The 25,800-nt window shown below is 70.8% G+C and carries 21 protein-coding genes; 14 read left to right on the plus strand and 7 right to left on the minus strand.

Annotated features, from left to right (window positions below):
* Positions 1–173 precede the first annotated feature (173 nt).
* Positions 174–1,409 carry an amino acid deaminase gene (locus REH65_RS06675; RefSeq protein ID WP_406693105.1) on the plus strand — a complete coding sequence of 412 codons (1,236 nt, stop codon included), beginning with the start codon at positions 174–176 and terminating at the stop codon, positions 1,407–1,409.
* Between the two features lie 40 nt (positions 1,410–1,449).
* Here the strand turns inward: REH65_RS06675 and REH65_RS06680 are convergent, their stop codons facing one another.
* The gene (locus REH65_RS06680) at positions 1,450–1,836 is read right to left on the minus strand and encodes a Rid family detoxifying hydrolase (RefSeq protein ID WP_281455977.1); all 387 of its coding nucleotides are present in this window, start codon (positions 1,834–1,836) and stop codon (positions 1,450–1,452) included.
* 147 nt (positions 1,837–1,983) lie between these two features.
* Here REH65_RS06680 and REH65_RS06685 point away from each other — a divergent pair, with 147 nt between their 5' ends.
* The 8 genes from REH65_RS06685 (at position 1,984) to REH65_RS06720 (ending at position 13,475) form a co-directional block, all read left to right on the plus strand.
* A complete protein-coding gene (locus REH65_RS06685) occupies positions 1,984–3,570 on the plus strand; it encodes an amidohydrolase family protein (RefSeq protein ID WP_406691729.1) in 1,587 nt (528 codons plus the stop codon).
* 8 nt (positions 3,571–3,578) lie between these two features.
* A complete protein-coding gene (locus REH65_RS06690) occupies positions 3,579–4,982 on the plus strand; it encodes a GntP family permease (RefSeq protein WP_406691730.1) in 1,404 nt (467 codons plus the stop codon).
* A gap of 287 nt (positions 4,983–5,269) precedes the next feature.
* Positions 5,270–6,391, plus strand: coding sequence for a lactonase family protein (locus REH65_RS06695; protein ID WP_406691731.1), 1,122 nt, complete (start codon positions 5,270–5,272; stop codon positions 6,389–6,391).
* A gap of 37 nt (positions 6,392–6,428) precedes the next feature.
* The gene (locus REH65_RS06700; protein ID WP_406691732.1) at positions 6,429–7,712 is read left to right on the plus strand and encodes an extracellular solute-binding protein; all 1,284 of its coding nucleotides are present in this window, start codon (positions 6,429–6,431) and stop codon (positions 7,710–7,712) included.
* Complete coding sequence (locus REH65_RS06705; RefSeq protein WP_406691733.1) at positions 7,709–8,596, plus strand: carbohydrate ABC transporter permease; 888 nt, start codon at positions 7,709–7,711, stop codon at positions 8,594–8,596. The genes REH65_RS06700 and REH65_RS06705 overlap by 4 nt, the downstream gene beginning before the upstream one ends.
* Positions 8,593–9,432, plus strand: a complete 840-nt coding sequence (locus tag REH65_RS06710; protein WP_406691734.1) for a carbohydrate ABC transporter permease — start codon at positions 8,593–8,595, stop codon at positions 9,430–9,432. The genes REH65_RS06705 and REH65_RS06710 overlap by 4 nt, the downstream gene beginning before the upstream one ends.
* Positions 9,429–10,895, plus strand: coding sequence for a beta-N-acetylhexosaminidase (locus tag REH65_RS06715; protein ID WP_406691735.1), 1,467 nt, complete (start codon positions 9,429–9,431; stop codon positions 10,893–10,895). The genes REH65_RS06710 and REH65_RS06715 overlap by 4 nt, the downstream gene beginning before the upstream one ends.
* Before the next feature lie 81 nt (positions 10,896–10,976).
* The gene (locus tag REH65_RS06720; RefSeq protein ID WP_406691736.1) at positions 10,977–13,475 is read left to right on the plus strand and encodes a hypothetical protein; all 2,499 of its coding nucleotides are present in this window, start codon (positions 10,977–10,979) and stop codon (positions 13,473–13,475) included.
* Between the two features lie 58 nt (positions 13,476–13,533).
* Here REH65_RS06720 and REH65_RS06725 read toward each other — a convergent pair whose 3' ends face one another.
* Both REH65_RS06725 and uvrA read right to left on the minus strand, forming a co-directional pair.
* Entirely contained in the window at positions 13,534–14,982 is a 1,449-nt protein-coding gene (locus tag REH65_RS06725; protein WP_406691737.1) for an alanine/glycine:cation symporter family protein, read from the minus strand.
* A 312-nt stretch (positions 14,983–15,294) separates the two neighbouring features.
* The gene (gene uvrA, locus REH65_RS06730; protein ID WP_281455987.1) at positions 15,295–18,147 is read right to left on the minus strand and encodes an excinuclease ABC subunit UvrA; all 2,853 of its coding nucleotides are present in this window, start codon (positions 18,145–18,147) and stop codon (positions 15,295–15,297) included.
* Positions 18,148–18,493: 346 nt separating this feature from the next.
* Between uvrA and REH65_RS06735 the strand changes: the two genes are divergently transcribed.
* The 3 genes from REH65_RS06735 to ligD all read left to right on the plus strand — a co-directional run bounded on the left by REH65_RS06735 (position 18,494) and on the right by ligD (position 21,143).
* A complete protein-coding gene (locus REH65_RS06735; protein ID WP_406691738.1) occupies positions 18,494–19,255 on the plus strand; it encodes a maleylpyruvate isomerase family mycothiol-dependent enzyme in 762 nt (253 codons plus the stop codon).
* A 27-nt stretch (positions 19,256–19,282) separates the two neighbouring features.
* Positions 19,283–19,960, plus strand: coding sequence for an MBL fold metallo-hydrolase (locus REH65_RS06740; RefSeq protein ID WP_406691739.1), 678 nt, complete (start codon positions 19,283–19,285; stop codon positions 19,958–19,960).
* Between the two features lie 184 nt (positions 19,961–20,144).
* Entirely contained in the window at positions 20,145–21,143 is a 999-nt protein-coding gene (ligD, locus tag REH65_RS06745; protein ID WP_406691740.1) for a non-homologous end-joining DNA ligase, read from the plus strand.
* A 30-nt stretch (positions 21,144–21,173) separates the two neighbouring features.
* Here the strand turns inward: ligD and REH65_RS06750 are convergent, their stop codons facing one another.
* Positions 21,174–21,386 carry a zinc finger protein gene (locus tag REH65_RS06750; RefSeq protein WP_281455992.1) on the minus strand — a complete coding sequence of 71 codons (213 nt, stop codon included), beginning with the start codon at positions 21,384–21,386 and terminating at the stop codon, positions 21,174–21,176.
* 270 nt (positions 21,387–21,656) lie between these two features.
* Here REH65_RS06750 and REH65_RS06755 point away from each other — a divergent pair, with 270 nt between their 5' ends.
* A complete protein-coding gene (locus tag REH65_RS06755; protein WP_281455993.1) occupies positions 21,657–22,514 on the plus strand; it encodes a helix-turn-helix transcriptional regulator in 858 nt (285 codons plus the stop codon).
* 2 nt (positions 22,515–22,516) lie between these two features.
* Positions 22,517–22,711: a DUF397 domain-containing protein gene (locus REH65_RS06760; RefSeq protein WP_132675331.1), complete on the plus strand. Its 195-nt coding sequence runs from the start codon at positions 22,517–22,519 to the stop codon at positions 22,709–22,711.
* Positions 22,712–22,783: 72 nt separating this feature from the next.
* Here REH65_RS06760 and bla read toward each other — a convergent pair whose 3' ends face one another.
* From bla to REH65_RS06775, 3 genes are all read right to left on the minus strand, one after another.
* Entirely contained in the window at positions 22,784–23,662 is an 879-nt protein-coding gene (bla, locus tag REH65_RS06765) for a class A beta-lactamase (RefSeq protein ID WP_406691741.1), read from the minus strand.
* Positions 23,663–23,950: 288 nt separating this feature from the next.
* Positions 23,951–24,841 carry a serine hydrolase gene (locus REH65_RS06770; RefSeq protein ID WP_406691742.1) on the minus strand — a complete coding sequence of 297 codons (891 nt, stop codon included), beginning with the start codon at positions 24,839–24,841 and terminating at the stop codon, positions 23,951–23,953.
* Positions 24,838–25,734: a LysR family transcriptional regulator gene (locus REH65_RS06775; protein WP_406691743.1), complete on the minus strand. Its 897-nt coding sequence runs from the start codon at positions 25,732–25,734 to the stop codon at positions 24,838–24,840. The genes REH65_RS06770 and REH65_RS06775 overlap by 4 nt, the downstream gene beginning before the upstream one ends.
* Positions 25,735–25,800: the final 66 nt, after the last annotated feature.

Below are 25,800 nucleotides of genomic sequence, written 5' to 3' on the forward strand. Positions count from 1 at the left end.
GCGTCTCCGATCATCGTTGACTCGACGAAGCGGGCAATGCTACACACCGATGTCGTTCGTCGCGCAACAGTCGTTGCACAACATGCAATAGGAGGCCGGGCGTGCCCGAGGGGATCAACACCGGAGCGGTCCGCGCGCTGCGCGACGAGACCATCGACTGGCGGTTCAAGGGCATGCCGGCCCAGGCGTTCGGCACGACCGCGGGCGAGTTCCTGGCTCAGCGACCGCGGTTGTTCGAGGCCGGTTTCGTCGGACCGCTGCTGACCTTCGACGACGCCGCGATGGAGCACAACCTCCGCACGATGGCCGCCTGGTGCGACGAGCACGGCCTGCGGATCGCGCCGCACGGCAAGACCACGATGGCTCCCCGCCTGTTCGAGCGGCAGCTGGAGCACGGGGCGTGGGGCATCACCGCCGCCAACGTCAGCCAGCTGCGGGTGTACCGGGCGTTCGGGGTGCAGCGGGTGCTGTTCGCCAACGAGCTGGTCGATCCGCACGGCCTGGCCTGGCTGTCCGCCGAGCTCGACGCCGATCCGGACTTCTCGTTCTGCTGCTACGTCGACTCGCCGCGCGGGGTCGAGCTGATGGGGGCGGCGATCGCCGAGCACGGCGGGCGGCGGCCGGTGGACGTGCTGGTCGAGTTCGGCGTGCCGGGCGGGCGGACCGGTGCGCGCACCGCCGAGCAGGCGCGCGAGGTGGCCGCGGCGGTGGCGGCCGAGCCGCGGCTGCGGCTGGTCGGGCTGTCGGGTTACGAGGGCGAGGTGGCGCACGACATCGCGGAGTCCTCGCTGTCGGCCATCGACGACTACCTGGGCGAATTCCGCGCGCTGGTGGCCGAGTTCGCCGAGGCGGGCCACTTCGACGGGGTGGACGAGGTGATCGTCAGCGCTGGCGGCAGCGCCTACTTCGACCAGGTCGCCGAGGCGCTGACCCGGCCGTGGCCGGTGGGGCTGCCGGTGGTGCCGGTGCTGCGCAGCGGCGGGTACCTGCTGCACGACGACGGTTTCTACCGGGTCCGCTCACCGTTCGGCCGCGAGCACCGGCTGGCGGGTTCGGAGGCGCCGTTCCGCCCGGCGATGCGCATCTGGGCCCAGGTCATGTCGCGGCCGGAGCCGGACCTGGCGCTGCTGACGATGGGTCGCCGCGACGTCTCGTTCGACCAGGGCCTGCCGGAACCCCAGGCGATCCGCGGCGAGGACGGCGAGATCCGGGACCTGGCGGCCGATTCCTGCCACGTCACCGGCCTGGCCGATCAGCACGCGTTCCTCAAGCTCACCGGGGCCGAGGTCGAGGTAGGCGACTGGATCGCCTTCGGCCTGTCGCACCCCTGCACGGTCCTGGACAAGTGGACCCTGATCCCGGTGGTCGACGGCGACGAGGTCACCGACCTGATCCGGACGTACTTCTGAGGGGTGGGGGAAGTTTTCATGAAAACTTCCCCCACCGAGTTCAGTCGAGGACCGCGAGGGCGTCGATCTCGCAGAGGAGACCGGCCGGGAGGCCGACGTAGACGGTGGTGCGGGCCGGGAAGGGCTCGCCGACGACGCGGGCGTAGACCTCGTTCATCTCGGCGAACTGCGCGGTGTCGGTGAGGTAGACGCGCAGCATCAGCACGTCCTCCAGCGAGCCGCCCTCGGCCTCGATGATGGCGATGACGTTGCGCAGGCACTGCTCGGTCTGCTCGGCGACACCGCCCTCGACGACCTTCCCGGTCGCCGGGTCGACCGCGGTCTGGCCGGAGACCTGCAGGATGTTGCCCTTGCGCACGCCCTGCGACAGCGGGATGTTCGCCGGGGGCTTCGGTGCGGCGTCGGTGCTCACCACGGTCCTGCTCATGTCGGTGTCCTTCCGGGATTTTCGGCGTCGTGGAGCGAGAATTCGGTCGAAACCGATCTCCATTGCTTTCCCCGGGAATGGTACTTACCATTCGACCACCCGGTGCAGACCAATTGCCCGGCGTGTGACCGGAGGAACAGATCCACTGTGGACATCGTCTATCGCGGCGCGCAGGTGGTCGACGGCGACGGCGGTCCCGGGTTCCTCGCCGACGTCGGCGTCGCCGACGGGCGCATCGCCGAGATCGCCGACGCGGGAACGCTGAGCGGACGTCGCCGCGTCGATGCCGACGGGCTCGTGCTGGCCCCCGGTTTCGTGGACATGCACGCGCATTCGGACCTGCGGCTGCTGGCGGAACCGGACCACACCGCGAAGGTCTCCCAGGGCGTGACGCTGGAGGTCATCGGCCAGGACGGGCTGTCCTACGCCCCCGTCGACGACGCCACCCTGGAGACGCTGCGCGCGCAGCTGGCCGGGTGGAACGACGATCCGCCGGGTTTCGACTGGAACTGGCGCAGCGTCGCCGAGTACCTCGACCGGCTCGACACCGGCATCGCCACCAACGCCGCCTACCTCGTGCCGCAGGGCACGCTTCGGTTGCTGTGCGCGGGCTACGAGGACCGTCCGGTGACCGACGACGAGCTGAACCGGATGCGCGAGGTCCTGGACGACTCGCTCGCCCAGGGCGCGTTCGGGATGTCCTCGGGCTTGACCTACACGCCCGGGATGTACGCCGACACCGCGGAGCTGACGGCGTTGTGCGAGGTCGTGGCCGCGCGCGGCGGCTACTACAGCCCGCACCACCGCAGCTACGGAGCCGGGGCGCTGGCGGCCTACGAGGAGATGATCGAGGTCAGCCGCGCCTCCGGGTGCGCGCTGCACCTGGCGCACGCGACGATGAACTTCGGCGTCAACGCCGGGCGGGCCGGTGAGCTGCTGGCGATGCTGGACGCGGCGCTCGACGGCGGGTGCGACATCACCCTCGACACCTACCCGTACCTGCCGGGCAGCACCTCGCTGCACGCGCTGCTGCCGAGCTGGGCGATGGCCGGTGGCGTGACCGCGACGGTGGACCGGTTGCGGGATCCCGCGCAGCGGCGGCGGATTCGCGAGGTGCTGGAGGTCGAGGGCTCCGACGGTTGCCACGGCGTCCCGGTCGACTGGAGCACCATCGAGATCAACGGCGTCCGCGAACCGGGCAACGCGCACCTGGTCGGCCGCAGCGTGGCCGATTCGGCGCTGGCCGCGGGCGCGCAGCCGACCGAGTTCTACTTCGACGTGCTGGTCGACGAGCGGCTGGGCGCCTCGTGCCTGATGCACGTGGGGCACGAGGACAACGTGCGGGCGATCATGCGCCACCGCACACACACGGCGGGCAGCGACGGGCTGCTGGTCGGCGCGCGCCCGCACCCGCGCGCGTGGGGCACGTTCCCCCGCTACCTGGGCCACTACGTGCGGGAACTCGGCGTGCTCGGGCTGGAGGAGTGCGTGCGGAACATGACCTCGCGGCCGGCCGACCGCCTCGGGCTCACCGATCGCGGCAGGGTCCGGACGGGCCACGTGGCCGACCTGGTGCTGTTCGACCCCGAGACCGTGCGCGACACCGCCACCTTCGACGAACCCCGGCAGCAGGCCGTCGGCATCCCGCACGTGCTGGTCAACGGCGTGCCGGTGATCGACGACGGACATCGGACCGACGCTCTCCCCGGACGCGCGCTGCGCGAGAACCGCTAGGAGTCCCCGTGTTCCTCGACTGGCTGCAGCACTCGACGTCCGGACTGCTCACGTTGTGCGCGGCCGGGATCGCAGTGCTGCTGGTGATGATCATCCGGTTCCGCATCGAGCCGTTCATCGCGCTGCTGGTCAGCGGACTGCTGATCGCGCTGGCCGCCGGGCTGCCGGTGGAGGACATCGTGGGCACCGCGCAGAAGAGCAGCGATTCGCTGCTCGAAGGCGGTTTCGCGAGCATTCTCGGGCACATCACCGCGATCATCGGGCTCGGCACCATCCTCGGCTCGATGCTGGAGGCCTCGGGCGGCGCGCAGCTGCTGACCCGCAAGCTGCTCGCGGCGTTCGGCGAGAACCGGGCGCCGCTGGCGATGGGGCTGTCGGGGTTGATCTTCGGGATCCCGGTGTTCTTCGACATCGGCATCTTCGTGCTGGCACCGCTGGTGTACGTGGTGGCGCGGCAGGGCAAGCGCTCGATCCTGCTGTACTGCCTGCCGCTGGTGGCCGGGTTGTCGATGACGCACGCGTTCCTGCCACCGCACCCCGGTCCGGTGGTGGCCGCGGGTCTGCTCGGCGTGGACCTCGGCTGGATCATCCTGATGGGACTGGTCTGCGGGCTGCCCGCTTTCGCGGTGGCGGGCCTGCTGTACCCGGTGTGGATCGGCAAGCGGATCGACCTGCCGGTGCCCGCCGACATGCTGGCGACCGCCGACGAGCTCGCCGCCAAGCGCGAGGGCCGGCGCGATCCGTCGCTGGGCGTGGTCGCGCTGATCATCGGGTTGCCGATGGTGCTGATCCTCGGGGCGACGTTCGGCAGCATCACGCTGCCGGAGGGCAGCGGCCCGCTGTCGGTGCTGACGTTCCTGGGCAACCCGACGGTGGCGCTGACGCTCGCGGTGCTGCTGTCGTTCTGGCTGCTGGGAACCCGGCGCGGGATGACCGGCCGGGACCTGTCCGAGCTGACCGCCGGGGCGCTGCGCCCGCTGGGGATGCTGCTGCTGGTCGTCGGCGCGGGCGGTTTCTTCGGCAAGGTGCTGGCCGAGACCGGCGTCGGCGACGCCCTGGCCGGCTCGCTGCGGGGCATCGGGCTGCCGATGATCGTCTCGGCGTACGTGATCAGCAGCGGTCTGCGGATCGCGCAGGGCTCGGCGACGGTGGCGATCGTGACCACGGGCGGCATCGTCGCCCCCCTGGTCGCCTCGGCCGGTCTGTCGCAGCCGCAGCTGGCGCTGATCGCCGTGGCCATCGCCGCCGGGTCGATCATCGCCTCGCACGTCAACGACGGCGGCTTCTGGATCATCTCCCGCTACTTCGGCATCCCGGTCTCCGACATGCTCAAGACCTGGACGGTCCTGGAAACCCTCCTCTCCCTCATCGCCTTCGCAACGGCCGCCGCACTCTCCCCCCTGCTCCCCTGACCGTCGAGAACCGCGACATTCGTGCGACGAAAACCGCGGTTTTCGCGCGACGAATGTTGCGGTTTCGACCGGGGGGTCGGAGCGTCGGGTCTGCGACCGCGCGGTCGGGTGGCGATTTCGCGCAAATCTCCTGCGGGGTGAACTTTTTCGGGGTTAGGGCCTTCGGGGGTGGGCGGGTTAGGCCGTTTTGGTCTAGTCCACATGGTGGGGCTGCGACAGACTTCGCTTCTGCTCTGTCGTCTAGCTGGGAGAACGTCGTGGCTGGTTCGTTTTCGCGTCGTGGGTTCTTGAGCGCGGTCGGGGCCCTGGGGGTCGCCGGGGCGACCGTCGGGTGCGCGTCGGCCGCCGGTCGGTCGGGCGCGGGAGCGGGGGCAGGACTGCCGAGCACCGCCGCGGCGCACGCGCACGAAGGTCTGATGACCTTCATCGGCAGCTACACCAGTTCGCAGCCCGCGGGGCGGGGCGTGGAGATCGCGATGCGGGCCATGAACGGCGTCCTCGCGCCGTCAGGCACCCTCGACGGCGTCGCCGACGCGTCGTTCTTCGCCTGGTCACCGGACCACGAGTTCCTCTACGTCACCAACGAGCAGCCGCAGGGCTCGATCACCGCGATCGACGTCAGCACGCACGAACCGCGGATCATCAACACCGCGCCCAGCGGCGGCAACGCGCCCACCCACCTGTCGGTGCACCCCACCGGGGAGTACGTGCTCACCGCGCACTACGGCGACGGGACGGTGGCGGTCCACCGCCGCAACCCGGACGGCGGCATCGGCGAGAACACCGCGCTGGTCCAGCACCCCGGCGCCGAACCGCACGCCCACCAGGTCCTGGTCGACCCCAGCGGCAAGTGGGTCGTGACCGTCGACCTCGGGGCGGACTCTGTCTTCGTCCACGCCTTCGACGCGGGCGAGCTCACCCAGCACCAGCAGCTCGCGCTGCCCGCCGGAACCGGCCCGCGACACCTGGTGTTCAAGGGCACCACCGCCTACCTGCTGGCAGAGCTGAACTCGACGATCACCGTCCTCGGCTGGGACCCGGAAGCCGGCAACCTCACCGCCGGTCAGGTCATCAGCAGCCGCGCGCCCGAGGCCGCCGGGGAGAACTTCCCCGCCGAGATCGCGATCACCCGCGACGGACGGTTCGTCTACGCCACCAACCGGGGCGACGACACCGTCGCCGTCTTCTCCGTCGACAACGGGGCCCTGACGTTCCAGTCGGCCACGCCCACCGGCGGGAACTGGCCGCGGCACTGCGCGCTGGACCCCGAGGAGACCTCGCTGTTCGTGGCCAACCAGCGCGCGGGCACCATCACCCGCCTCGCCCGCGACGCCGAGACCGGCGCGCTCACGCCCACTCCGGACAGCTACGCCTGCCCGTCGGTCGCGGCCATCACCTTCCACGGCTGACCCCCAGCACCCGCTCCAGCAGACACGGAGACCAGTCATGCGCGCAGGAAGAGCCGTCATCGCCGTCGCCGTCGCCGCGTTGCTCACGGCCTGCGGACCACCGCAGGTCCAGCAGTCGGGGCCGGACGTCGACGAGCGGACGGGACCGCTGCGCGTGTGGCTGTTCGACGAGGCCAACCGCGGCCCCAAGCAGGCCGCCGTGGACGACGCGGTGACCAGCTTCGAGCGCGAGCACCCGGGCGTGGACGTCGACGTGCAGTACATCGCGGTGGAGACCCGCTCCGAGCGCTTCACCGGCGCCTTCAACGATCCCGCCAGCGCGCCCGACGTAGCCGAGGTCGGCAACACCGACCTCGCGGGCTACGTCGCGGCGGGCGGGCTGGCCGACCTGACCGAGAAGCTGCCCCAGTGGCCCGAATCCGCCGACCTCTCCCCCTCCGCGCTGGACACGGCGCGCGTGGAGGGCAAGGTCTTCGGCGTGCCCTGGTACACCGGCGTGCGGGCGCTGTACTACCGCACCGACGTGTTCGCCGAGCTCGGTCTGCAGCCGCCGCGCACCACCGGCGAGCTGCTGGCGACCGCGCAGCGGATCCGCGAGCAGCGCCCCGACCTCTACGGCATCGCCACCGGCGGCAAGTACCACTACGCGCTGATGCCGTTCATCTGGGCCGCGGGCGGCGACCTCGCTCGCCAGGAGGGGCAGCGCTGGGTGTCGACCATCGACAGCCCCGAGGCGCAACGCGGCATCGCCGACTACGCCCGGCTGATCACCAGCGGGGCGTGCCCGCCCGAGCAGTGCGCCGACATGACCGGCAGCCAGAGCGTGCAGGCCTTCGCCTCCGGCAAGGCCGCGATGACCATCGGCGGCGACTTCAACCGCAAGGCCGTCGACGCCGGAGTCGCCGGGAAGTACGGCGTGGTCCCGCTGCCCGGCGCCCGACCCGGTTCCACCGCACCGGCTTTCGCGGGCGGCAACCTGCTGTCGGTGCTGAAGTCCTCGCAGCGCGCGACGCTGGCGCGCGAGTTCGTCCAGCTGCTGGCGGGCAAGGAGCACCAGCGCAAGATGTACGCGGCGATGGGCAACCTGCCCACGTTCCTCGACGTGCAGAGCGAGGTCGCCGACCGCGATCCGGCCGCCGCCCCGTTCGTGATGACGCTGCGCGGCGGGACGCACTTCGTGCCCGCCACCGAGGCGTGGTCGACGATCGACGCGCAGGGCGTGCTGCCGACGATGGTGCAGCGGATCATCGGCGGCGCACCGGTTCCCGAGGCGGCCGGGCAGGCGGCGGCGAGCATGAACGCCGCCTTCGAAGGCCGATGATGGCGCTGCTCTACCTAGCACCGGCGGCGCTGCTGCTCATCGCCATGATGGGCTACCCGCTGTACCAGCTGGTGCAGATCTCGCTCTACGAGTACGGCCAGGCGCAGGCCTCCGGCGGCGCGCCGCTGGAATTCCTCGGCGCGGGCAACTACCTGGAGCTGCTGGGAGACGAGCGGTTCTGGGTGGTGCTGCTGCAGACCTGCGCGTTCGCCGCGGTCTGCGTGCTGGGCAGCCTGGCCACGGGCATCGGCCTCGCCGTGCTGGCGACGCGGATCGCGCCGCTGCCGCGAATCCTGCTGTTCCTCGCGGCGATCGGCGCCTGGGCGACCCCGGCGGTGGCCGGGTCGACGGTGTGGCTGTTCCTGTTCGACCAGGACTTCGGCCTGGTCAACGAGGTGCTGACCGGCATCGGCATCAGCGCCGCCGAGGGGATGTCCTGGACCTACGACAAGTACGTCGCCTTCGGCCTGGTGGCCGCCGAGGTGATCTGGTGCTCGTTCCCGTTCGTGCTGGTCACCACCTACGCGGGCCTGACCGGCATCCCCGGCGAGATCGTCGAGGCCGCCGCGCTGGACGGGGCCTCGACCTGGCGGACCGCGCGCAGCGTGCTGCTGCCGATGCTGCGACCGGTGCTGCTCATCGCCACCGTGCAATCGATCATCTGGGACTTCAAGGTGTTCACGCAGATCTACGTGATGACCAACGGCGGCGGGGTCGCCGGGCAGAACATGGTGCTCAACGTCTACGCCTACCAGGAGGCCTTCGCCGCCTCGAACTACGGCACGGGGTCGGCGATCGGCGTGGTGATGACCGCGCTGCTGCTGGTGATCACGCTGGGGTACCTGCGCGCGCAGCGGCGGAACGGGACCGAGGTCCTGGCATGACGCGCGCCCGGTTCGCCGCCAACACCACCGCGGTCGTGCTCGCCGCGATCATCGCGTTCCCGCTGTACTGGATGGTGCTCTCGGCGTTCAAGCCCGAAGCCGAGCTGCTCTCCAGCGATCCCCGGCCGTGGACGACCGCGCCGACGCTGGAGAGCTTCCGCCGGGTGTTCACAGTGGACGGTCTGGGCGGCTACTTCCTCAACAGCGCGCTCGTCGCCGGTGCGGTGGTGCTGCTGTCGCTGCTGATGTCGTTCCTGGCGGCGGTGGCGCTGACCCGTTTCCGGATCAGGGGCCGGGCGGTGCTGCTGGTGATGCTGCTGGTGGCGCAGATGGTCCCGGTCGAGGCGCTGACGATCCCGCTGTTCTTCCTGATGCGCCAAGTGGGTTCGGCCGCACCGGCTTTCGGCCTCAACCACCTGGGGTCGCTGGTGCTGGTGCACCTCGCGTTCAGCCTGCCGCTGGCGATCTGGATGCTGCGCGGGTTCGTCGCCGCCGTCCCGGTCGAGCTGGAGGAGGCCGCCACGCTCGACGGCGCGAGCCGCACCCGGTTCGTGTGGCAGGTCCTCTTCCCGCTGGCCGCACCGGGACTCGTTGCTACCAGCGTGCTTTCGTTCATCCACGCGTGGAACGACTTCCTGTTCTCGAAAACCTTCATCATCTCCGCGACCGAGAACCAGACCCTGCCGATGGCGATCCTGGTATTCTTCAGCCCGCAGGGCAACGACTGGGGCGCGATCATGGCAGGCTCCGCACTGATGACCATTCCGGTTCTGATCTTCTTCGTGCTCGTCCAGAGGAAGCTGGTGTCGGGGCTGTCCGGCGCGGTGAAGGGATGAGCTTCCACTCGCTGCTGCCGCGACCGCGGCGAGTCGAGTACGCGGCGGGCCGGCTGCTGCTCGACATCCGCACCAGCGTGGGCGGCGAGCCGAGCGTGGCTCGCTGGTTCCGCAGGCACGTCGGTGCCGCGACGGGACTTCCGCTGCCGCTGGCGGCCAAGCCGACCATCGCGTTCCGCATCGACCCCGACCTCAGCGGGCACCGCATCGAGATCGGGCCCGAGCAGGCGCTGGTGACCGCGCAGCACACCGCCGCCGCGCACCACGCGGCCCAAACGCTGCGGCAGCTGCTGCCGCCGGACGTGTTCCGCCGCGCCCCCGTCCGCGACGAGCCGCTGTCCCTGCCGTGCGGGGTGATCGAGGACCACCCGCGGTTCGGCTGGCGCGGCTGCCACCTCGACGTGGCGCGGCACTTCGTCCCCAAGCGGGACGTGCTGCGGTTCATCGACCTGCTGGCCATGCACAAGCTCAACGTGCTGCACCTGCACCTCACCGACGACCAGGGCTGGCGCGTCGAGGTCCCGCAGCACCCCGAGCTGACCCGGATCGGATCGTGGCGCGAGCGTTCCATGATCGGCCGCGGCGAGGTGCCCGAGCACGACCGGCAGCCGCACGGCGGCTACTACACCACCGAGGACCTGCTGGAGATCGTCTCCTACGCCGGCGAGCACCACGTCACCGTCGTCCCGGAGATCGACGTGCCCGGCCACAGCCAGGCCGCCATCGCCTCCTACCCCGAGCTGGGCAGCGGCGACCCCGTCGCGGTGTGGGACTCGTGGGGCGTCAGCGACCGGATCCTGGTGCCGCGCAGGACGACCGTGGACTTCTTCCGCGACGTCCTCGACCACGTGATGGCGATCTTCCCGTCCCCGGTGATCTGCCTCGGCGGCGACGAGGTCCCCGGCGCCACCCCCGCGCACGGCGCGCTGCTGCGGCGGCTCATCGAGCACGTGCACGCCCGCGGCAGGCGCACGTCGGCCTGGAACGACGCGATGCAGATGGTGGCGCTGCCGCAGGACACCATCGTGATGGCCTGGGACGACGCGGAAGCGGTCACCCGCGCCGCCGAGGCGGGCAACGACGTGCTGCTGTGCCCGGAGACGCACTTCTACCTCGACCACCGGCAATCCGAGCACCCCGACGAACCGGTCCCGGTCGGCTTCCTCAACACGCTGGAGAACGTCTACGGCTACACCCCGCCGACCGAGCGGGTTCTGGGCCTGCAGGCGCAGGTGTGGACCGAGCACCTCAACTCCACCGCCCGCATCGACTACGCGGCGTTCCCCCGGCTGTGCGCCTTCGCCGAGCTCGCATGGAGCCGCGAGCGGGACCCGGCGGAGTTCCACCACCGCCTCGCTCACCACCACCTGCCGCGCCTCGACGCCTTCGGCGTCGACTACCGGCCCCTCGACGGCCCGTACCCGTGGCAGCTCCGCCCCGGAATCCCCGGCAGACCCCGCTGACCCACTTCGCGCAATTCCTCCCGCTCCCAGGGCGATCCCGGTACCGTCTTCCGGACAAGATCGGCCCAGGGGGTGGCGGAGATGTCGGAAGTGTCGGCGGAACAAGGGATTTCACCCGAACGGCTGCAGGCCGACCTCCAGCAGCGCTGGCTGCGCCACCGCAGGCTCGAACCCGTTCCCGACCAGCCCGTCGTCCACCTGCTGCGCGACGGCGACTCCGACCAGCTGCTCAGCTCGCTGGAGAACCACCTGGGCAGCAACGTCCCGCACGCGCGGCTCGACGTCGGCGAGGAACCGCGCAGCGTCGAACGGCGGCGCTCGGTGCAGATCCGCGATCTGCTGGACTCCGCCGCCGGATCGCTGCGCGAGCACGACTCGTGGCCGCGCGTGGGACGCCTGCGGTTCCCGCGCTACACGATGCTCAGCTGGCTCCTGCAGCAGAACGACCAGCGACCCGAGCTGACCCACCGCCCGGGCAGCAACATCCGGGACCGGCTGCACGACTACCTGATCGAACGCGGACGCCGAAGGCGCAAGAACGAGGCCGACGGCGAATCGCGGTCCGCTGCCTGGAACTCCGCGGCCGAGCAGCTCCCGTGGTACCTGTTCGTGCTGTCGCTCCTGCTGTTCCCGCTGTACTACGGCCTGTGGGTGCGGTTCGGGCGGGTGCCGCGCTGGTTCATGCGCCAGCACTACCTCGCGCCCCGCGAGTCCGCGGACTTCCCCGCGTTCGCGCAGCGGCTGATCTCCACGCCCTCGCAGTGGGAGAACGCCCAGGAGGTCCGCAAGCTCCTGGTGCACGCGTTCCTCGCCGACCTCTCCGACACCTACACGCGCCGCGTGTGGCGGTGGCGGTGGGTGCCGCGCGACAGCTACCCGGTGCTGCTGCTCGCGGACCTGGAGCCGGGCACGATCGGCGAGGCTCTCGTGGGACTGCTCAACGACGTGCGCAACGAGACCGGTGCCACCGACCCGCTGCTGGTCATCGGCTCGGGTGCCGAGCCGTTGCGCGGCGAGGAGACCTCGCAGGGCTCGGCCGGGCTGGACGGGTGGCAGAAGTCGCTGCAGGACGCGCGCCGACGCCGCTCCCCCACCGCCTGGTACGTGCCGCTGCGGGTGGGCAGCGCACCGGACGAGCCCGGCTTCGGCCGCGCCCTGCCGCTGCTCAAGCGCTCCCGCCTGCTGCGCCGGTTACCGGCGTTGGGGCTGATCGTGCTGCTGCTGGGCACGACCGGCGGGTACTTCGTGCACCGCGAGCAGCACTGCGGGCTGTGGACGCCGTGGGCGAACCCGGATCTGTCGACCACGGCGCTGTGGGAGTCCACCGGCGAGTGCATCGGGATCTCCGACGGCAGCTACCAGTTCTCCCGCGACATGGCCGACGCCGCCGAGCTCGTGCAGCTGCAGGAGATCATCGCCGAGCAGAACCGGCTCGCCGAGCAGAACCACGTGCAGTACCCCGACCGCCCGTACGCCACGATCGTCTACTTCGGCACGCTGACCACGGCCGACGCCGACTCCACCACGCTGGCCGGCACCGTCGAGGAGCTCAAGGGGCTGATCAACGCCCAGCGCGACGCCCGGATCGCGCAGCTTCCGCTGCGCATCCTGCTGGCCAACGGCGGAGCGGCCATGCGGCGCGGCGCGGAGGTGGCGGAGCGGATCGCCGCGCTGGCCGAGCGGGAGACCGAAGCACCGGTCGTGGGCGTGGTCGGGATGGGAGGCAGCTGGCGCGGGACCGACGCGGCGATCAAGCGGCTGGAGCGGGCGACGCTGCCGATGGTGGGCATCACGACCTCCGCCGACCACCTGCCCGGGCTGAGCAAGCTCTACCACCAGATCGCACCCTCGAACGCCCAGGAGGCCCGCGTCGTGGGGTCTTACGTGCGGGCGATGCGACCGGCCCCGCCCACCGGTGTCACGGTCTACTACGACCAGAACGATCCCTACAGCAACAACCTGGCCGAGGACGTGCACCGCGAGCTGGCTCCGAGCACGCCCCGGCTCCGGATGGACCCGCGCGGCAATCCCACCGCGTTCTGGCAGGAGATCCCGTGCGGGCAGGACGAGCTGGCGTTCTTCAGCGGCCGCGCCGACCAGCTGGGCGCGTTCCTGAGCGCCGTGCAGCGCCGCTGCGGTGATCTGCCGAACTACCCGCGGTTGCTGGCCAGCGACGACACCACCAAGTTCGTGCTGGACCACGAGATGCGCGAGCGCCGCAACGTGGTGCTCGACTACGTCTCGTTCAACGGCGTGCCCGCCTGGGACAGCGGGCTCGACGGTCGTTCGCTGCTCGCCCGCGACTCGATCGCCGTGCTGCAGCAGGCGATCCTCAACGTCAAGGCCACCCCCAACGGCGTGCCGCTGAACGGGGCGACGGTGTGGAGCGGCATCAACCAGATCTACGGCCTGACGCCGGTCCACGGCACCAGCGGCGACATCGACTACGGATCGGCGTCCGGCCAGGTCCCGGTGGACAAGGCGATCTTCATCCTGCGCGTCCACGGCGGGACCCAGCAGACCGAGCGGATCCTGACCTGCGGCAAGCCGTTCGTCGAAGCAGGACCGTGCCCGGGCTGAGGAACGACCGCGGGGCCGGGATTCGGTCGAATCCCGGCCCCGCGCGCTCGGTCGCCCGTCAGGCGTCGGCGGTGACCTTCTCCTTCGGGTCCCAGCACTCGATGCCGGTGAGCTCCGGGAGGCGGTCGCGGGTGAAGACCGGGTCGAGGCCCTGGCGCCGCTGGTCGTTGTAGTCGCGCAGCAGCTTGAGGGCGACCGCGCTCAGCGGGGCGATGGCCGCGAGGTTGACCAGCGCCATCACGCCCATCGTGGTGTCCGCGAGGTTCCAGATCAGGTCCGAGGAACCGATCGCGCCCAGGAACACCACGACCAGCACGATCCACTTGTAGCCGGTCTGCATCGCCGGGTTGCGGGTCAGGAAGCCCACGTTGGACTCGCCGTAGTAATAGTTGCCCAGCACCGAGGTGAAGGCGACCAGCAGGATGATCAGCGTCATCAGGTGCAGCGACCAGTTGCCCAGGTTGGCCTGCAGCGCTTCCTGGGTCATCGAGGCGCCGCGGTCTTCGTCACCGTAGGTGGGGTTGGACAGCAGCACGATGAACGCGGTCGTCGAGCACACCAGAAGGGTGTCGACGTAGACGCCGAGGGTCTGCACCAGGCCCTGCTTGACCGGGTGGCTGACCGAGGCCGTGGCACCGGCGTTCGGCGCCGACCCCAGACCGGCCTCGTTGGAGAACATGCCGCGACGGACGCCCTGCACGATCGCCGCACCGAGGCCGCCGCCCGCGATCGCCTCGAAACCGAAGGCGTGCGAGAAGATCTGGCCGATGATGCCGGGCAGCTCGCCGATGTTGAGCACCACGATGACCAGGCCGAGCAGCATGTACAGGCCGGCCATGAACGGCACCAGCAGCTCGGCGACGTGGGCGATCCGGCGCACCCCGCCGAAGATGATCAGCGCGGTCAGCGCGACCAGCGCCACGCCCAGCACCGGCGCCAGCCAGCCGTCGCCGTTGACCCCGGTGGCCTCGGCGGAGGTGACGATCGCGTCGACGATCGTGTTGGCCTGCACGGCGGTGAACACGAATCCGAACGTCACGGTGATGACCACGGCGAACAGCACGCCCATCCAGCGCGCCCGCAGACCGTGCAGCATGTAGTAGGCCGGGCCGCCGCGGAAACCGGACTTGTCCCGCACCTTGTACAGCTGCGCCAGGGTGGACTCGACGAAGCTCGCCGCACCCACGACCAGGCCCATCGTCCACATCCAGAACACCGCGCCCGGGCCGCCGAGAGCGATGGCGGTGGCCACACCGGCGATGTTGCCGGTGCCGATGCGGGCGGCGGCGGAGATCGCGAACGCCTGGAACGACGAGATCGCCTTCCCGCCGTCCTCGGCGACCTCGGCCTTGCCGACCATCGCGCGGACCATCTCCGGGATCATCCGGATCTGCACGGCTTTCGACCGCACCGTGAAGTACAGGCTCAGCACCGCGAGCACGGGGATGATCAGGTACAGCCAGAACGTGTCGTTCAACGCGACGATCGCGTCGTTGAGCGCTTCCACCGGCACTCCCTTTCCGCATGTGGCGCGGGGTCTCTCGCGTCGGCGGGCACCGTTGGGTGCGACGCCCGGCGACTTTCACCGCGTACGTACTCAGCGCGGGCCGCCAGAGGTGGTGGCGGCCCGCGCATCGGCGGAAAGGCTACAAACGGGTTGAGAACGACCGGCCACGGGGTGCCGGAATGGCATTCAGACCATCGTCCCGGTTCGGGCCGTTGCTCCGTTTCGACCCAGAATTTCCCATCTGCCCGGGGTTTCCGATCAATCCGGCGGGTCTGGTCAGCCCCGCACGTCCGGTCAGCCCCGCACGTCCGGTCAGCCCAGCGCTTCGGCGAGGAAGCGGCCGGTGTGGCTCTCCTCGACCTCGGCGATGTCCTCCGGCATCCCCTCCGCGAGCAGCAGTCCCCCGCCGTTGCCGCCTTCCGGTCCCATGTCCAGGATCCAGTCGGCGGTCTTGATGACGTCGAGGTTGTGCTCGATGACGATCACCGTGTTGCCCTTGTCGACCAGGCCGTTGATCACGCCGAGCAGCTTGCGGATGTCCTCGAAGTGCAGGCCGGTGGTCGGCTCGTCGAGGATGTAGACGGTCTTGCCGGTGGAGCGCTTCTGCAGCTCGCTGGCGAGCTTGACGCGCTGCGCCTCACCGCCGGACAGCGTCGGGGCGGGCTGGCCGAGCCGCACGTAGCCGAGGCCGACGTCCACCAGGGTCCGGAGGTGCCGGTGGATCGCGTTGATCGGTTCGAAGAACTCCGCGGCCTCCTCGATCGGCATGTCGAGGACCTCGGCGATCGTCTTGCCCTTGTAGTGCACCTCCAGGGTCTCCCGGTTGTACCGGGCGCCCTTGCACACCTCGCACGGGACGTAGACGTCGGGCAGGAAGTTCATCTCGATCTTCAGCGTGCCGTCACCGGCGCACGCCTCGCACCGGCCGCCCTTGATGTTGAACGAGAACCGGCCCGGCTGGTAGCCGCGCACCTTGGCCTCGGTGGTGGCCGCGAACAGCTTGCGGATGTGGTCGAACACGCCGGTGTAGGTGGCCGGGTTGGACCGCGGCGTGCGGCCGATCGGCGACTGGTCGACCTGCACCAGCTTGTCGACGTGCTCCAGGCCCTTGACCCGCGTGTGACGTCCGGGCACCTGCCGCGCGCCGTTGAGCTTGTTCGCCAGCACCGACGCGAGGATGTCGTTGACCAGCGTCGACTTGCCCGAACCGGACACGCCGGTGACCGCGGTGAGCAGGCCCAGCGGGAACGACACGTCGATCTTGCGGAGGTTGTGCTCGCGGGCGCCGACCACGGTCAGCTGCCGCTTGCGGTCCGGGACCCGGCGCTCGGTGGGCACCGGGATCTCCTTGCGCCGCGCCAGGTAGGCGCCGGTCAGCGACTCCTTGTTCTTCAGCAGCGCCTTGTACGGACCGCTGTGCACCACCTGGCCGCCGTGCTCACCGGCGCCGGGGCCGATGTCGACGACCCAGTCGGCGGCGCGCACGGTGTCCTCGTCGTGCTCGACGACGATCAGCGTGTTGCCCAGGTCCCGCAGCCGGCTCAGCGTCTCCAGCAGCCGGTGGTTGTCGCGCTGGTGCAGCCCGATCGAGGGCTCGTCGAGCACGTAGAGCACGCCGACCAGGCCGGATCCGATCTGCGTGGCCAACCGGATGCGCTGCGCCTCACCGCCGGAGAGCGTGCCGGCGGCGCGGTCCAGCGACAGGTAGTCGAGGCCGACGTCGAGCAGGAAGCCCAGCCGGGCCTGGATCTCCTTGAGCACCGCACCGGCGATCATCTGCTCGCGCGGGCCCAGCACGAGGGCGTTGAGGAAGTCGGCGCACTCCTGCACGCTCAGCGCGCTGACCTCGGCGATGGACAGCTCGTCGTGCTCGTTCTCCATCGTCACGGCGAGGATCTCGGGCTTGAGCCGGGTGCCGTCGCAGGCCGGGCACGGCACGTCGCGCATGTAGCCCTCGTACTTCTCGCGCGCGTAGTCCGACTCGGTCTGCTCCAGGCGCCGCTCCAGGAACGGGATGACGCCCTCGTAGCTGGCGTAGTAGGAGCGGGTGCGGCCGTAGCGGTTGCGGTAGCGCACGTGCACCTGGTCGTCGGTGCCGTGCAGCACCGCTTTCTTGACCTTGGTGGGCAGCTGCCGCCACGGCGTGTCCATCCGGAAGCCGATGGCCTCCGACAGCGAGGTCAGCAGCCGGGTGAAGTACTCGGCGGTGTGACCACCGGCCCAGGGCGCGATGGCGCCGTCGCCCAGCGACAGGTCCTCGTCGGGCACGACCAGCTCGGGGTCGACCTCCTTGCGGATGCCCAGGCCCGCGCACTCCGGGCAGGCGCCGTAGGGCGAGTTGAACGAGAACGACCGGGGTTCGAGCTCGTCGACGCCCAGCGGGTGCCCGTTCGGGCAGGCCAGGTTCTCGGAGAACTTGCGCTCGCGGCCCGGGTCGGACTCCTCCAGCTCGATGAACTCGACCAGCACCAGCCCGTCGGCCAGCCGCAGCGCGGTCTCCACCGAGTCGGTGAGCCGCTGCTTCGCGCCGGACTTGACGGTGAGCCGGTCCACGACCACCGCGATGTCGTGCTTCTCCTGCTTCTTGAGCTTCGGCGGGTCGTCGAGCGAGTGCACGACGCCGTCGACGCGGGCGCGCGCGTAGCCCGAGGAGCGCAGCTGCTCGAAGAGGTCGACGTACTCGCCCTTGCGGCCGCGCACCACCGGCGCCAGGACCTGGAACTTGGCCCGCTCGGGCATCTCCAGCACCTGGTCGACGATCTGCTGCGGGGTCTGCTTGCTGATCGCCTCGCCGCAGGTCGGGCAGTGCGGCTTGCCCGCGCGGGCGTAGAGCAGGCGCAGGTAGTCGTAGACCTCGGTGATGGTGCCGACCGTGGACCGCGGGTTGCGGCTGGTGGACTTCTGGTCGATCGACACCGCCGGGGACAGGCCCTCGATGAAGTCCACGTCGGGCTTGTCCATCTGCCCGAGGAACTGCCGGGCGTAGGCGGACAGCGACTCGACGTAGCGGCGCTGCCCCTCCGCGAAGATGGTGTCGAAGGCCAGGCTCGACTTGCCCGAGCCGGAGAGCCCGGTGAACACGATCAGGCTGTCGCGGGGCAGGTCGATGTCGATCCCGCGCAGGTTGTGCTCACGGGCGCCGCGAACGACGAGGCGGTCAGCCACGGTGATCCCTTCGAAAAAGTTCTGGTGTTGCGCGAACGCGCCGGCTGCGAGCGGTCGCCCGCTGGAGGCAGCGGGACCGCCGGCGCGGCATCGGGTCGCGACGTTGCGACGTCCATGCTATTCCGGGGTACCGACAGTCTCGGACCGGTGGCTTCGGTGACCGGGCCTCGACCGAGCGTGTCACCCCAACGTGTGAGATGTGGCGCGATCCAGAGGTGGCTGCCCCCTCACGACCATACGCAATGTCCCCCGGATTGAGCACTGTCCCCGGCATGGCCTGCGCGTTTACGCTCGGAGCTTCACATTCAGCGAATTCGCTCCCCTTCTCCCCACGCGAGGTAGAGCCATGGCTGACAGCGTTCTCGGCACCGGCCGGTGGTCCGCGCCCGCCCTGACCGACGAGGTCGCCGACCACCTGGCCGCCATCGATCACGCGACCGAGGTCCTGGTGCGCTCGGCCACGGGCCTCGACGAGCTCTCCGTCCGGCAGCCCAGCCTGCTGCCCGGCTGGAGCCGCGCGCACGTGCTCACCCACCTGGCCCGCAACGCCGACGCCTGCTCCAACCTGCTGCTGTGGGCTCGCACGGGCATCGAGCACCCGATGTACGCCAGCCGCGACGACCGGGACCAGGCCATCCACAAGGGCGCTTCGCGCAGCCACCAGCTGCTGCTGGAGGACCTGACCGCCTCCGACGACCGGTTCCGCGTCGCCGCCCGCGCCATGCCCGACTCGGACTGGACCGCCGAGGTCGCGCTCTCCGGCGGCGACGTGGTCCCTGCCGCGCACGTGCTGCGGATGCGGCTGCTGGAGCTCTGGGTGCACCTGGTCGACCTGGACCACGAGGTCGACTTCGACGACATCCCGCACGACGACCTCGAACGGCTGCTGGAGGACGTGGTCCAGTTCTTCGGGGGTCGGCACGACGTCCCGGCGCTGTCGCTGGAGGTCGACTTCGGCACCCACCGCCGCACCTGGGACCTGCGCGGGACCACCTCGGAACCGGCCAGGATCGAGGGCGAGGCCGCGGCGGTGCTGGGCTGGCTGCTCGGCCGCACCGGTCCCGAGGAGCTGCGCGGCGACGCACCGGAGCTCCCGCCCTGGATGTAGTGGGGTGCTCCTCGTAGGCTCGGCCGCGTGGAGCTTCAAGCTGAGTACACCGGACACGTGGAGCCCGGCGGCGCGGCCGCCCGCCGGGAACTGGACGCGCTGACGATCACCAAGATCTCCGTCGGCCCGATGGACAACAACGCCTACCTGCTGGTGTGCAAGAGCACCGGCGACGCGCTGCTGATCGACGCGGCCAACGACCCCGAGCGGCTGAGCGACCTGCTCGGTCACGACGAGCGCAGGCCGCGGCTGCGCACCATCGCCACCACCCACCAGCACGGCGACCACTGGCAGGCGCTGGGCGCGGTGGCCGGCGCGACCGGCTGCTTCACCGTCGCGCACCCGGCCGACGCCGAGGAGCTGCCGGTGCCGCCGGACCGCCTGGTCGAGCACGGCGACACCGTCGCCGTCGGCGACTCGGAGCTGTCGGTGATCCACCTGCGCGGGCACACCCCGGGCTCGATCGCCCTGGTCTACCGGGACCCGGCGGGGCACCCGCACCTGTTCACCGGCGACTCGCTGTTCCCGGGCGGGGTCGGCCGCACGACCTCACCGGAGGACTTCAAGTCCCTGGTCGACGACGTCGAGAACCGGATCTTCGCCGAGCTGCCCGACGACACCTGGTTCTACCCGGGCCACGGCGACGACTCCACGCTCGGCACCGAACGCCCCAACCTCCCAGAGTGGCGCGAACGCGGCTGGTGACCCCGAGTCGGGGGCGGAGCACACCGATCACCCAGGCCGCCCCCGACGCCCCGCCTTCCCGCGAACGAGTCCAACTCCCTCCCGCTGGTTCTCCCAGGTGCTCGACCTCCGCTGGTCGCACGGCTGCAGGTGTCGTTGAGCGGGCCTAGTCTGGTTTTTCGGAGGGCGAGCACCGGAGGTCGTCGTGGGCGAGGCCGTGACGCTGGACATCGGGGGCACCGAGGTGTCGGTGTCGCACCCGGACAAGGTGTTCTTCAAGGCGCGCGGTGAGACCAAGATGGATCTCGTGCGCTACTACCAGGCGGTGGCCGAGCCGCTGCTGAGCACGCTCGGCGGGCATCCGCTGCTGATGGAGCGCTACCCGGACGGGGCGAGCGGCAAGTCCTTCTTCCAGAAGCGGGTGCCCGCCTCGGCGCCGGAGTGGCTGCGCACGACCGTGGTGGAGACGCCGAACGGGACCACCAGCGACGCCCTGGTCGCCGCCGATCTCGCGCACGTCGTCTGGGCGGTCAACTTCGGGTGCCTCGGCTTCCACGTGTGGCCCTACCAGGCCGGGCACCCGGACGTCGTCGACGAGCTGCGCATCGACCTCGACCCCTCGCCCGGTGTCGGGTTCGCCGAGATCCGCGAAGCAGCCTCCCGGACCCGCGAGTTCCTGGCCGAGGACGGCATCGACGTGCGGGTGAAGACCTCGGGTTCGCGCGGCCTGCACCTCTACGTCGCGCTGCGCCCGGAGTGGGACAGCTACCGGGTGCGGGCCGCGGCCGTGGCGCTGGCCCGCGAGCTCGAACGCCGCCACCCCGACCTGATCACCGCGAAGTGGTGGAAGGAGGAGCGGGGCAGGCGCGTGTTCGTCGACTTCAACCAGAACGCCCCGCACAAGACGGTTTTCGGCGCGTGGTGCGCGCGGCCGAGGGTGGGCGGCCAGGTGTCGACGCCGATCGGCTGGGACGAGCTCGACGACGTGGACCCCGATCAGCTGACCATCGCGACCGTGCCCGGCAGGCTCGCCGAGCGCGGTGACCCGTGGGCCGACGCCCGGCCGCAGTCGATCGAGCCGCTGCTGGAACGCTACGACCGGGACATCGCGGCGGGGATGCAGGACGCGCCGTGGCCGCCGGTGTACCCGAAGCAGCCCAACGAGCCACCCCGGGTGGCGCCCAGCAGAGCGAAGCGCGACTGACCGAGAACCGTTGCCTTGTACCTGTTTTCGCTAGACCGACATGCGCGGCACCTCGAGGACCGCTTGGGCGACCCTGCGGGCCTCGGAGTGGCAGTCGTCGCAGGTCCGCCACAACCAGGCCTCCTTGGTCGCGTCGGCGACGACCTCCTGGCTGCACAGGGTGTTGACGAGCATGCCGCTCGGGTAGGCGTTGCCCCACGGGCGCTTGTCGAGACTCGCGTGCCGCCGTCCATCCGCCGGCACCCAGTGAAACGGATACATCGCGATCCACAGCCCCCTCTTCTCGTGCCCGATGCGCGCGGTCGCGCTCGGGACGAGGGCCGCGGCGGAGTCCCTCCCGACCTCGCCGCGGCCCCGATCAAACCGGGACCAATGCTCTGGTCTCGGGACCACTGCGGCAATTCCCCGAACGGATGACGCCATTCGGCGGGCACATCAGTGCGTGATCGCCCGGTTTCCCACTCCTTGACCCACTGTGACGGACAATTGCGCACCTGAAATAAGCTGTGGTGCATGAGCGAGACCACTCCGGCGCCGCGGGCATACGTTCTCGGTGCGGAAATCCGGGACGCGAGGTCGCGTACCGGTCTCGGGCTGCGCCAGCTGGCGGGACGTCTCGACGTGTCGCACTCCGTCGTGGTCCGTTGGGAGCGCGGCGAACGGGTGCCGTCCACCGAGTCCGTGTCCGCGGTCTGCGCGGTGCTGGGCTTGTCCAGCCCGGCTCGCGACCGGCTGCTGCGGCTCACCCGCGAGGCGCAGGCGGAGCCTCCCAACTCGGTGTCGGTGGGGTCGGTCGGCGAAGCCGATCAGCTCACCGCGCTGCTGGAGTTCGAACGGATCGCCACCGCGATCACCGACGTCTCCCCCATCCTCATCCCCGGTCTGCTGCAGACCACCGACTACGCGCGCGCGATCATGGGCACCGGCATCCCGGAGCACGAGGTCGCCACGCGGGTGGCGGTCCGGCTCGGCCGGCGCGAGGTCATCACCCGCCGCCAGGAACCCGTGCGCTACACGGCGTTCCTGCTCGAATCCGTGTTGCACCAGCCCATAGGCGGGCGTGCCGTGCTGCTCGACCAGCTGCGCCACGTCCGCGAGATGAGCAACCGGGACAACATCGACATCCGAATCATCCCGCTGTCGGCGGGGTGGACGCCCGCGCACGCCGGGCCCTTCGTACTCCTGGAGTTCGCCAAGGCCTCGCCCGTCGTGCACCTCGAACACCACAGGTCCAGCGCATTCTTGCGAGATCCCGGCGATGTGACGGCCTTCGTCAAGGCCGGGAAGGACCTGGGGCAATTCGCGATGAGCAGCGACGACTCGGTTCGCCTCGTCGACGAGATCATCCACCGAGAGGAGACAACACCGTGACGTTGCTGCAGTCGCCGGTCGGTTGGCGCAAGTCCAGCCGGAGCAGCCAGGAGACCAACTGCGTCGAGGTCGGCCGCGTCATCGGAGGTGCCGCCGTGCGCGACACCAAGGACCGCGCCGGGGGCCTCTTAACCGCCAACTCGGCGCAGTGGCGCTACTTCGTCAGAGCGATCAAAACAGGTCGCTTCGACCGATAGCACCAGCCTGACCAGGCACGAACCGGGAGCGTTCCGCGCGGGGCGGAGCGCTCCCGGTTCGTGCTGTGCGGATCAGGCCAGCCGCTCGACCACGAGGCGGGTCGCGTCGACGATCAACGCGCTGTCCGGCTCGTCGTTCTCGCGGGGACGGCCGGTGAGCAGTGCGATCACGATCGGCGTCCCGGTCTCGGTCCAGGTCACGGCGATGTCGTTGGAGACGCCGTAGGCGCTGCCGCCACCGGTCTTGTCGGCCGTGCGCCAGCCGCGCGGCAGCCCGGCGCGGATCTTCGCGTCGCCGGTGGTGTTGGCGAGCATCCAGCCGGTGAGCCGGTCGCGCTCGGCGGCCCCGAGCGCGTTCCCGAGCAGCAGCTCCTGCAGCCCGTCGGCCAGCGCCTTCGGGCTGGAGGTGTCGCGCTCGTCGCCGGGGATGGCGGTGTTGAGCTCGGTCTCCCAGCGGTCGAGCCGGGTCACCGGGTCGCCGATGGACCGGGCGAAGTCGGTGATGGCCCGCGGTCCGCCGAGCTCGCGCAGCATCAGGTTGGCCGCGGTGTTGTCGGAGTGCTGCAGCGCTGCGGCGCACAGCTCTCCGACGGTCATGCCGGTGTCCACCCTGGTCTCGGTGATCGGCGAGTTCTCGACGAGCTGACCGGCGTCGTAGCGGATGACGCGGTCGAAGTAGCCACCGGCCAGCCCGTGGGCGCGCAGCAGCGCGGCCGAGGCGTAGACCTTGAACGTCGAGCACATCGCGACGCGCTCGTCGGCCCGGTGGCCGAGGGTGCGTCCGGTGACGGCGTTGCGCGCGAACAGCCCGAGGCGCGCGTCGTAGCGCCGCTCCAGCTCCGCCAGCGCCGGGTCCGGTCCTCGGTCGGGCGCGGGAGCGGCGGGCGTCCGCGGCGCGCACGCGGCGATCGGCGCGGCCAGCAGCGCCCCCAGGACCGCACGACGCCCCAAGCGAAATTCAGTGTGCTGCAACTGCTTTCCCTCCAGTAGTGCGAACACCCCCAACCAACCACCCCTTCACCGATAGCACCAATAAGAACGCACCCCACTCCCGATATCCCTTCCCTATCGCCCCAGCTCCGCACCCCACCCCCACCACAACTCCCCGCGAAAAAACTCCTCCGGAGACTCCGCCCCGGGACGTCGACTTCCGGGAGGAGGACAGTTTTAGCCAATATTGTCCCGACATTTCGGACATCGATCATGGGTGATTATGGCTAGAACTGCCCCCTGGTGAGGTCACAGCCGTCCGGAGCGCAGATCCGTCACGGCGAGGCGGGCGCACTCGGCGATGGCCGCGTCAACTCGGGGCAGCGCGGGGTCGGCGCGGGCGGCGAGGGTGAACACCGCCACCGCGACCGGGGATTCGCCGTCGAACTCCACCACCGAGACCTCGTTGCGGACCGCGCCGATCGTGCCGGTCTTGCCCGAGACCTGCACCCCGCGGAACGGGAAACCCGCGCGGACCCGGTGCATCCAGGCCTGCTGGCCGAGCAGGCGCCGGACGAACGCGCACTGCTGCGGCGAGGCGACCGCGTCGGCCCAGATCAGCTCCATCAGCCGGGTCATCTCGCGGGGCGTGGTGGCGCTGGCGTAGGACGGGTCGTAGGCGCGCACCGTGCGGGCCGCGTCGTTGTCCGCGAGCAGCGCGAACGCCTCGGACGCGCTGCTCGCACCCATCTCCCGGACCAGCGCGGCGGTCGCCTCGGCGGTGCCGCCGACCACCCGGGTCCGCTCCAGTCCCAGATCGGCCAGCGTCGCGGTGACCGCGTCCAGCCCGACCGCGCCCAGGATGACGTCGGCGGCGGCGTTGTCGGACACCGACACCATCGAGGCCGCCAGGTCCCGCCACGACATCCGCACCGGATCTCGGAACAGCGACACCCCGGTCGGGCCCGGCGTGCAGGCGGTGGGGTCCAGGCGGATCGTCTCGCGCGGGTCGAGGGTTCCGGCATCGAAGGCGCGGGCGAGCGCGACCAGCAGCGGCAGCTTGTAGACCGAGGCGGTGACCACGAGATCGTCGGCGCCGGAACCGAGCTCGTGCCCACCGCCGCCGAGCCGGACCGCGTGCACCCAACCCCGAGCACCGGCGTCGGCGAGCACCTCGCGGATGCGCTGCTCGGTGCTCACGACGACTCCCCCAGCGCCGACTGCTCCAGCGCCGACTTCTCCAGGGCGGTTTCGAGCGCCCGGCACACCTCGGGCTGCGGTGACGGTTCCGGCCACACGACCCGCACCCGCAGCGCGAACTCGTCCCCGGCGGGCACGGCGGTCACCCCGGGAGCGCGCAGGTCGGGGTCGGTGGTGAGCGCGAAGGCCCGTCCGGCGGCGACGGCACCGAGCGCGTCGCGGTCGCCGGGCGCGGGCAGGAACTCGGGGTCGAGCCCCCGTTCCCGCAACGTGTCCACGAGCAGGTCGAAGGCGGCGGTGCCGTGGGCGCGCGGCGCGGTGGCGCAGGCCAGACCGCGCAGCGCGCGGATCCCGGGCCTGGCCGCCGCGGGGTGATCGGCGGGCACCAGCACCCGGCGCGGGATCTTGACCACCGGCGAGGTGCCGAGATCGCCGAGCAGCGCCGGGTGGTGCACGACCGCGCAGTCCAGACGTCCGCCGGCCACGGCGTCGACGAGGTCCACGGTGGCGGCGGTGCTCACGATGACGGTGCGGGACTGCGGATCGGGTGCGCGCAGCGCCGCGACCAGGCCCGCGACCTGGCGGTCGCCGAGCGCGGCGACGACGCCGATGCGCACCGCTCCCCTGCTCTCCCGCTGCCGCCGGGCGGCCTCGGCGAACTCGTCGGCCCCGTCCAGCAGCACCCGCGCCCGGGGCAGCAGGTCCGCACCGGCGGTGGTGAGCCGGACACCGCGGGACCCCCTGGTCAGCAGCGTGACACCGAGCCGGGCCTCGAGCCGCTGCACGCCCTGGGACAGCGGCGGCTGGGTCATGCCGAGGCGGTCGGCGGCGTGTCCGAAGTGGCCTTCCTCGGCGACCGCGACGAAGAACCGGAGATGGCGCAGCAGGTCCACACCACCGATCCAAGCACAGGGGCCCGGGACGCGATGTGCGTTCCGGGCCCGAGTGGACTTCTGCGC

The organism is Saccharopolyspora sp. ID03-671, assembly GCF_045278815.1.
GTDB classification, from domain to species: Bacteria; Actinomycetota; Actinomycetes; order Mycobacteriales; family Pseudonocardiaceae; genus Saccharopolyspora; species Saccharopolyspora ipomoeae.

Excerpts from the sequence above, each read along its gene's own strand:
- REH65_RS06710 (WP_406691734.1), top strand. The coding sequence starts at position 8,593 with ATGACGCGCGCCCGGTTCGCCGCCAACACCACCGCGGTCGTGCTCGCC.
- REH65_RS06715 (WP_406691735.1), top strand. The coding sequence starts at position 9,429 with ATGAGCTTCCACTCGCTGCTGCCGCGACCGCGGCGAGTCGAGTACGCG.
- REH65_RS06705 (WP_406691733.1), top strand. The coding sequence starts at position 7,709 with ATGATGGCGCTGCTCTACCTAGCACCGGCGGCGCTGCTGCTCATCGCC.
- REH65_RS06675 (WP_406693105.1), top strand. The coding sequence starts at position 174 with ATGCCGGCCCAGGCGTTCGGCACGACCGCGGGCGAGTTCCTGGCTCAG.
- REH65_RS06735 (WP_406691738.1), top strand. The coding sequence starts at position 18,494 with ATGGCTGACAGCGTTCTCGGCACCGGCCGGTGGTCCGCGCCCGCCCTG.
- REH65_RS06755 (WP_281455993.1), top strand. The coding sequence starts at position 21,657 with ATGAGCGAGACCACTCCGGCGCCGCGGGCATACGTTCTCGGTGCGGAA.
- REH65_RS06680 (WP_281455977.1), bottom strand. The coding sequence starts at position 1,836 with ATGAGCAGGACCGTGGTGAGCACCGACGCCGCACCGAAGCCCCCGGCG.
- REH65_RS06720 (WP_406691736.1), top strand. The coding sequence starts at position 10,977 with ATGTCGGAAGTGTCGGCGGAACAAGGGATTTCACCCGAACGGCTGCAG.
- REH65_RS06700 (WP_406691732.1), top strand. The coding sequence starts at position 6,429 with ATGCGCGCAGGAAGAGCCGTCATCGCCGTCGCCGTCGCCGCGTTGCTC.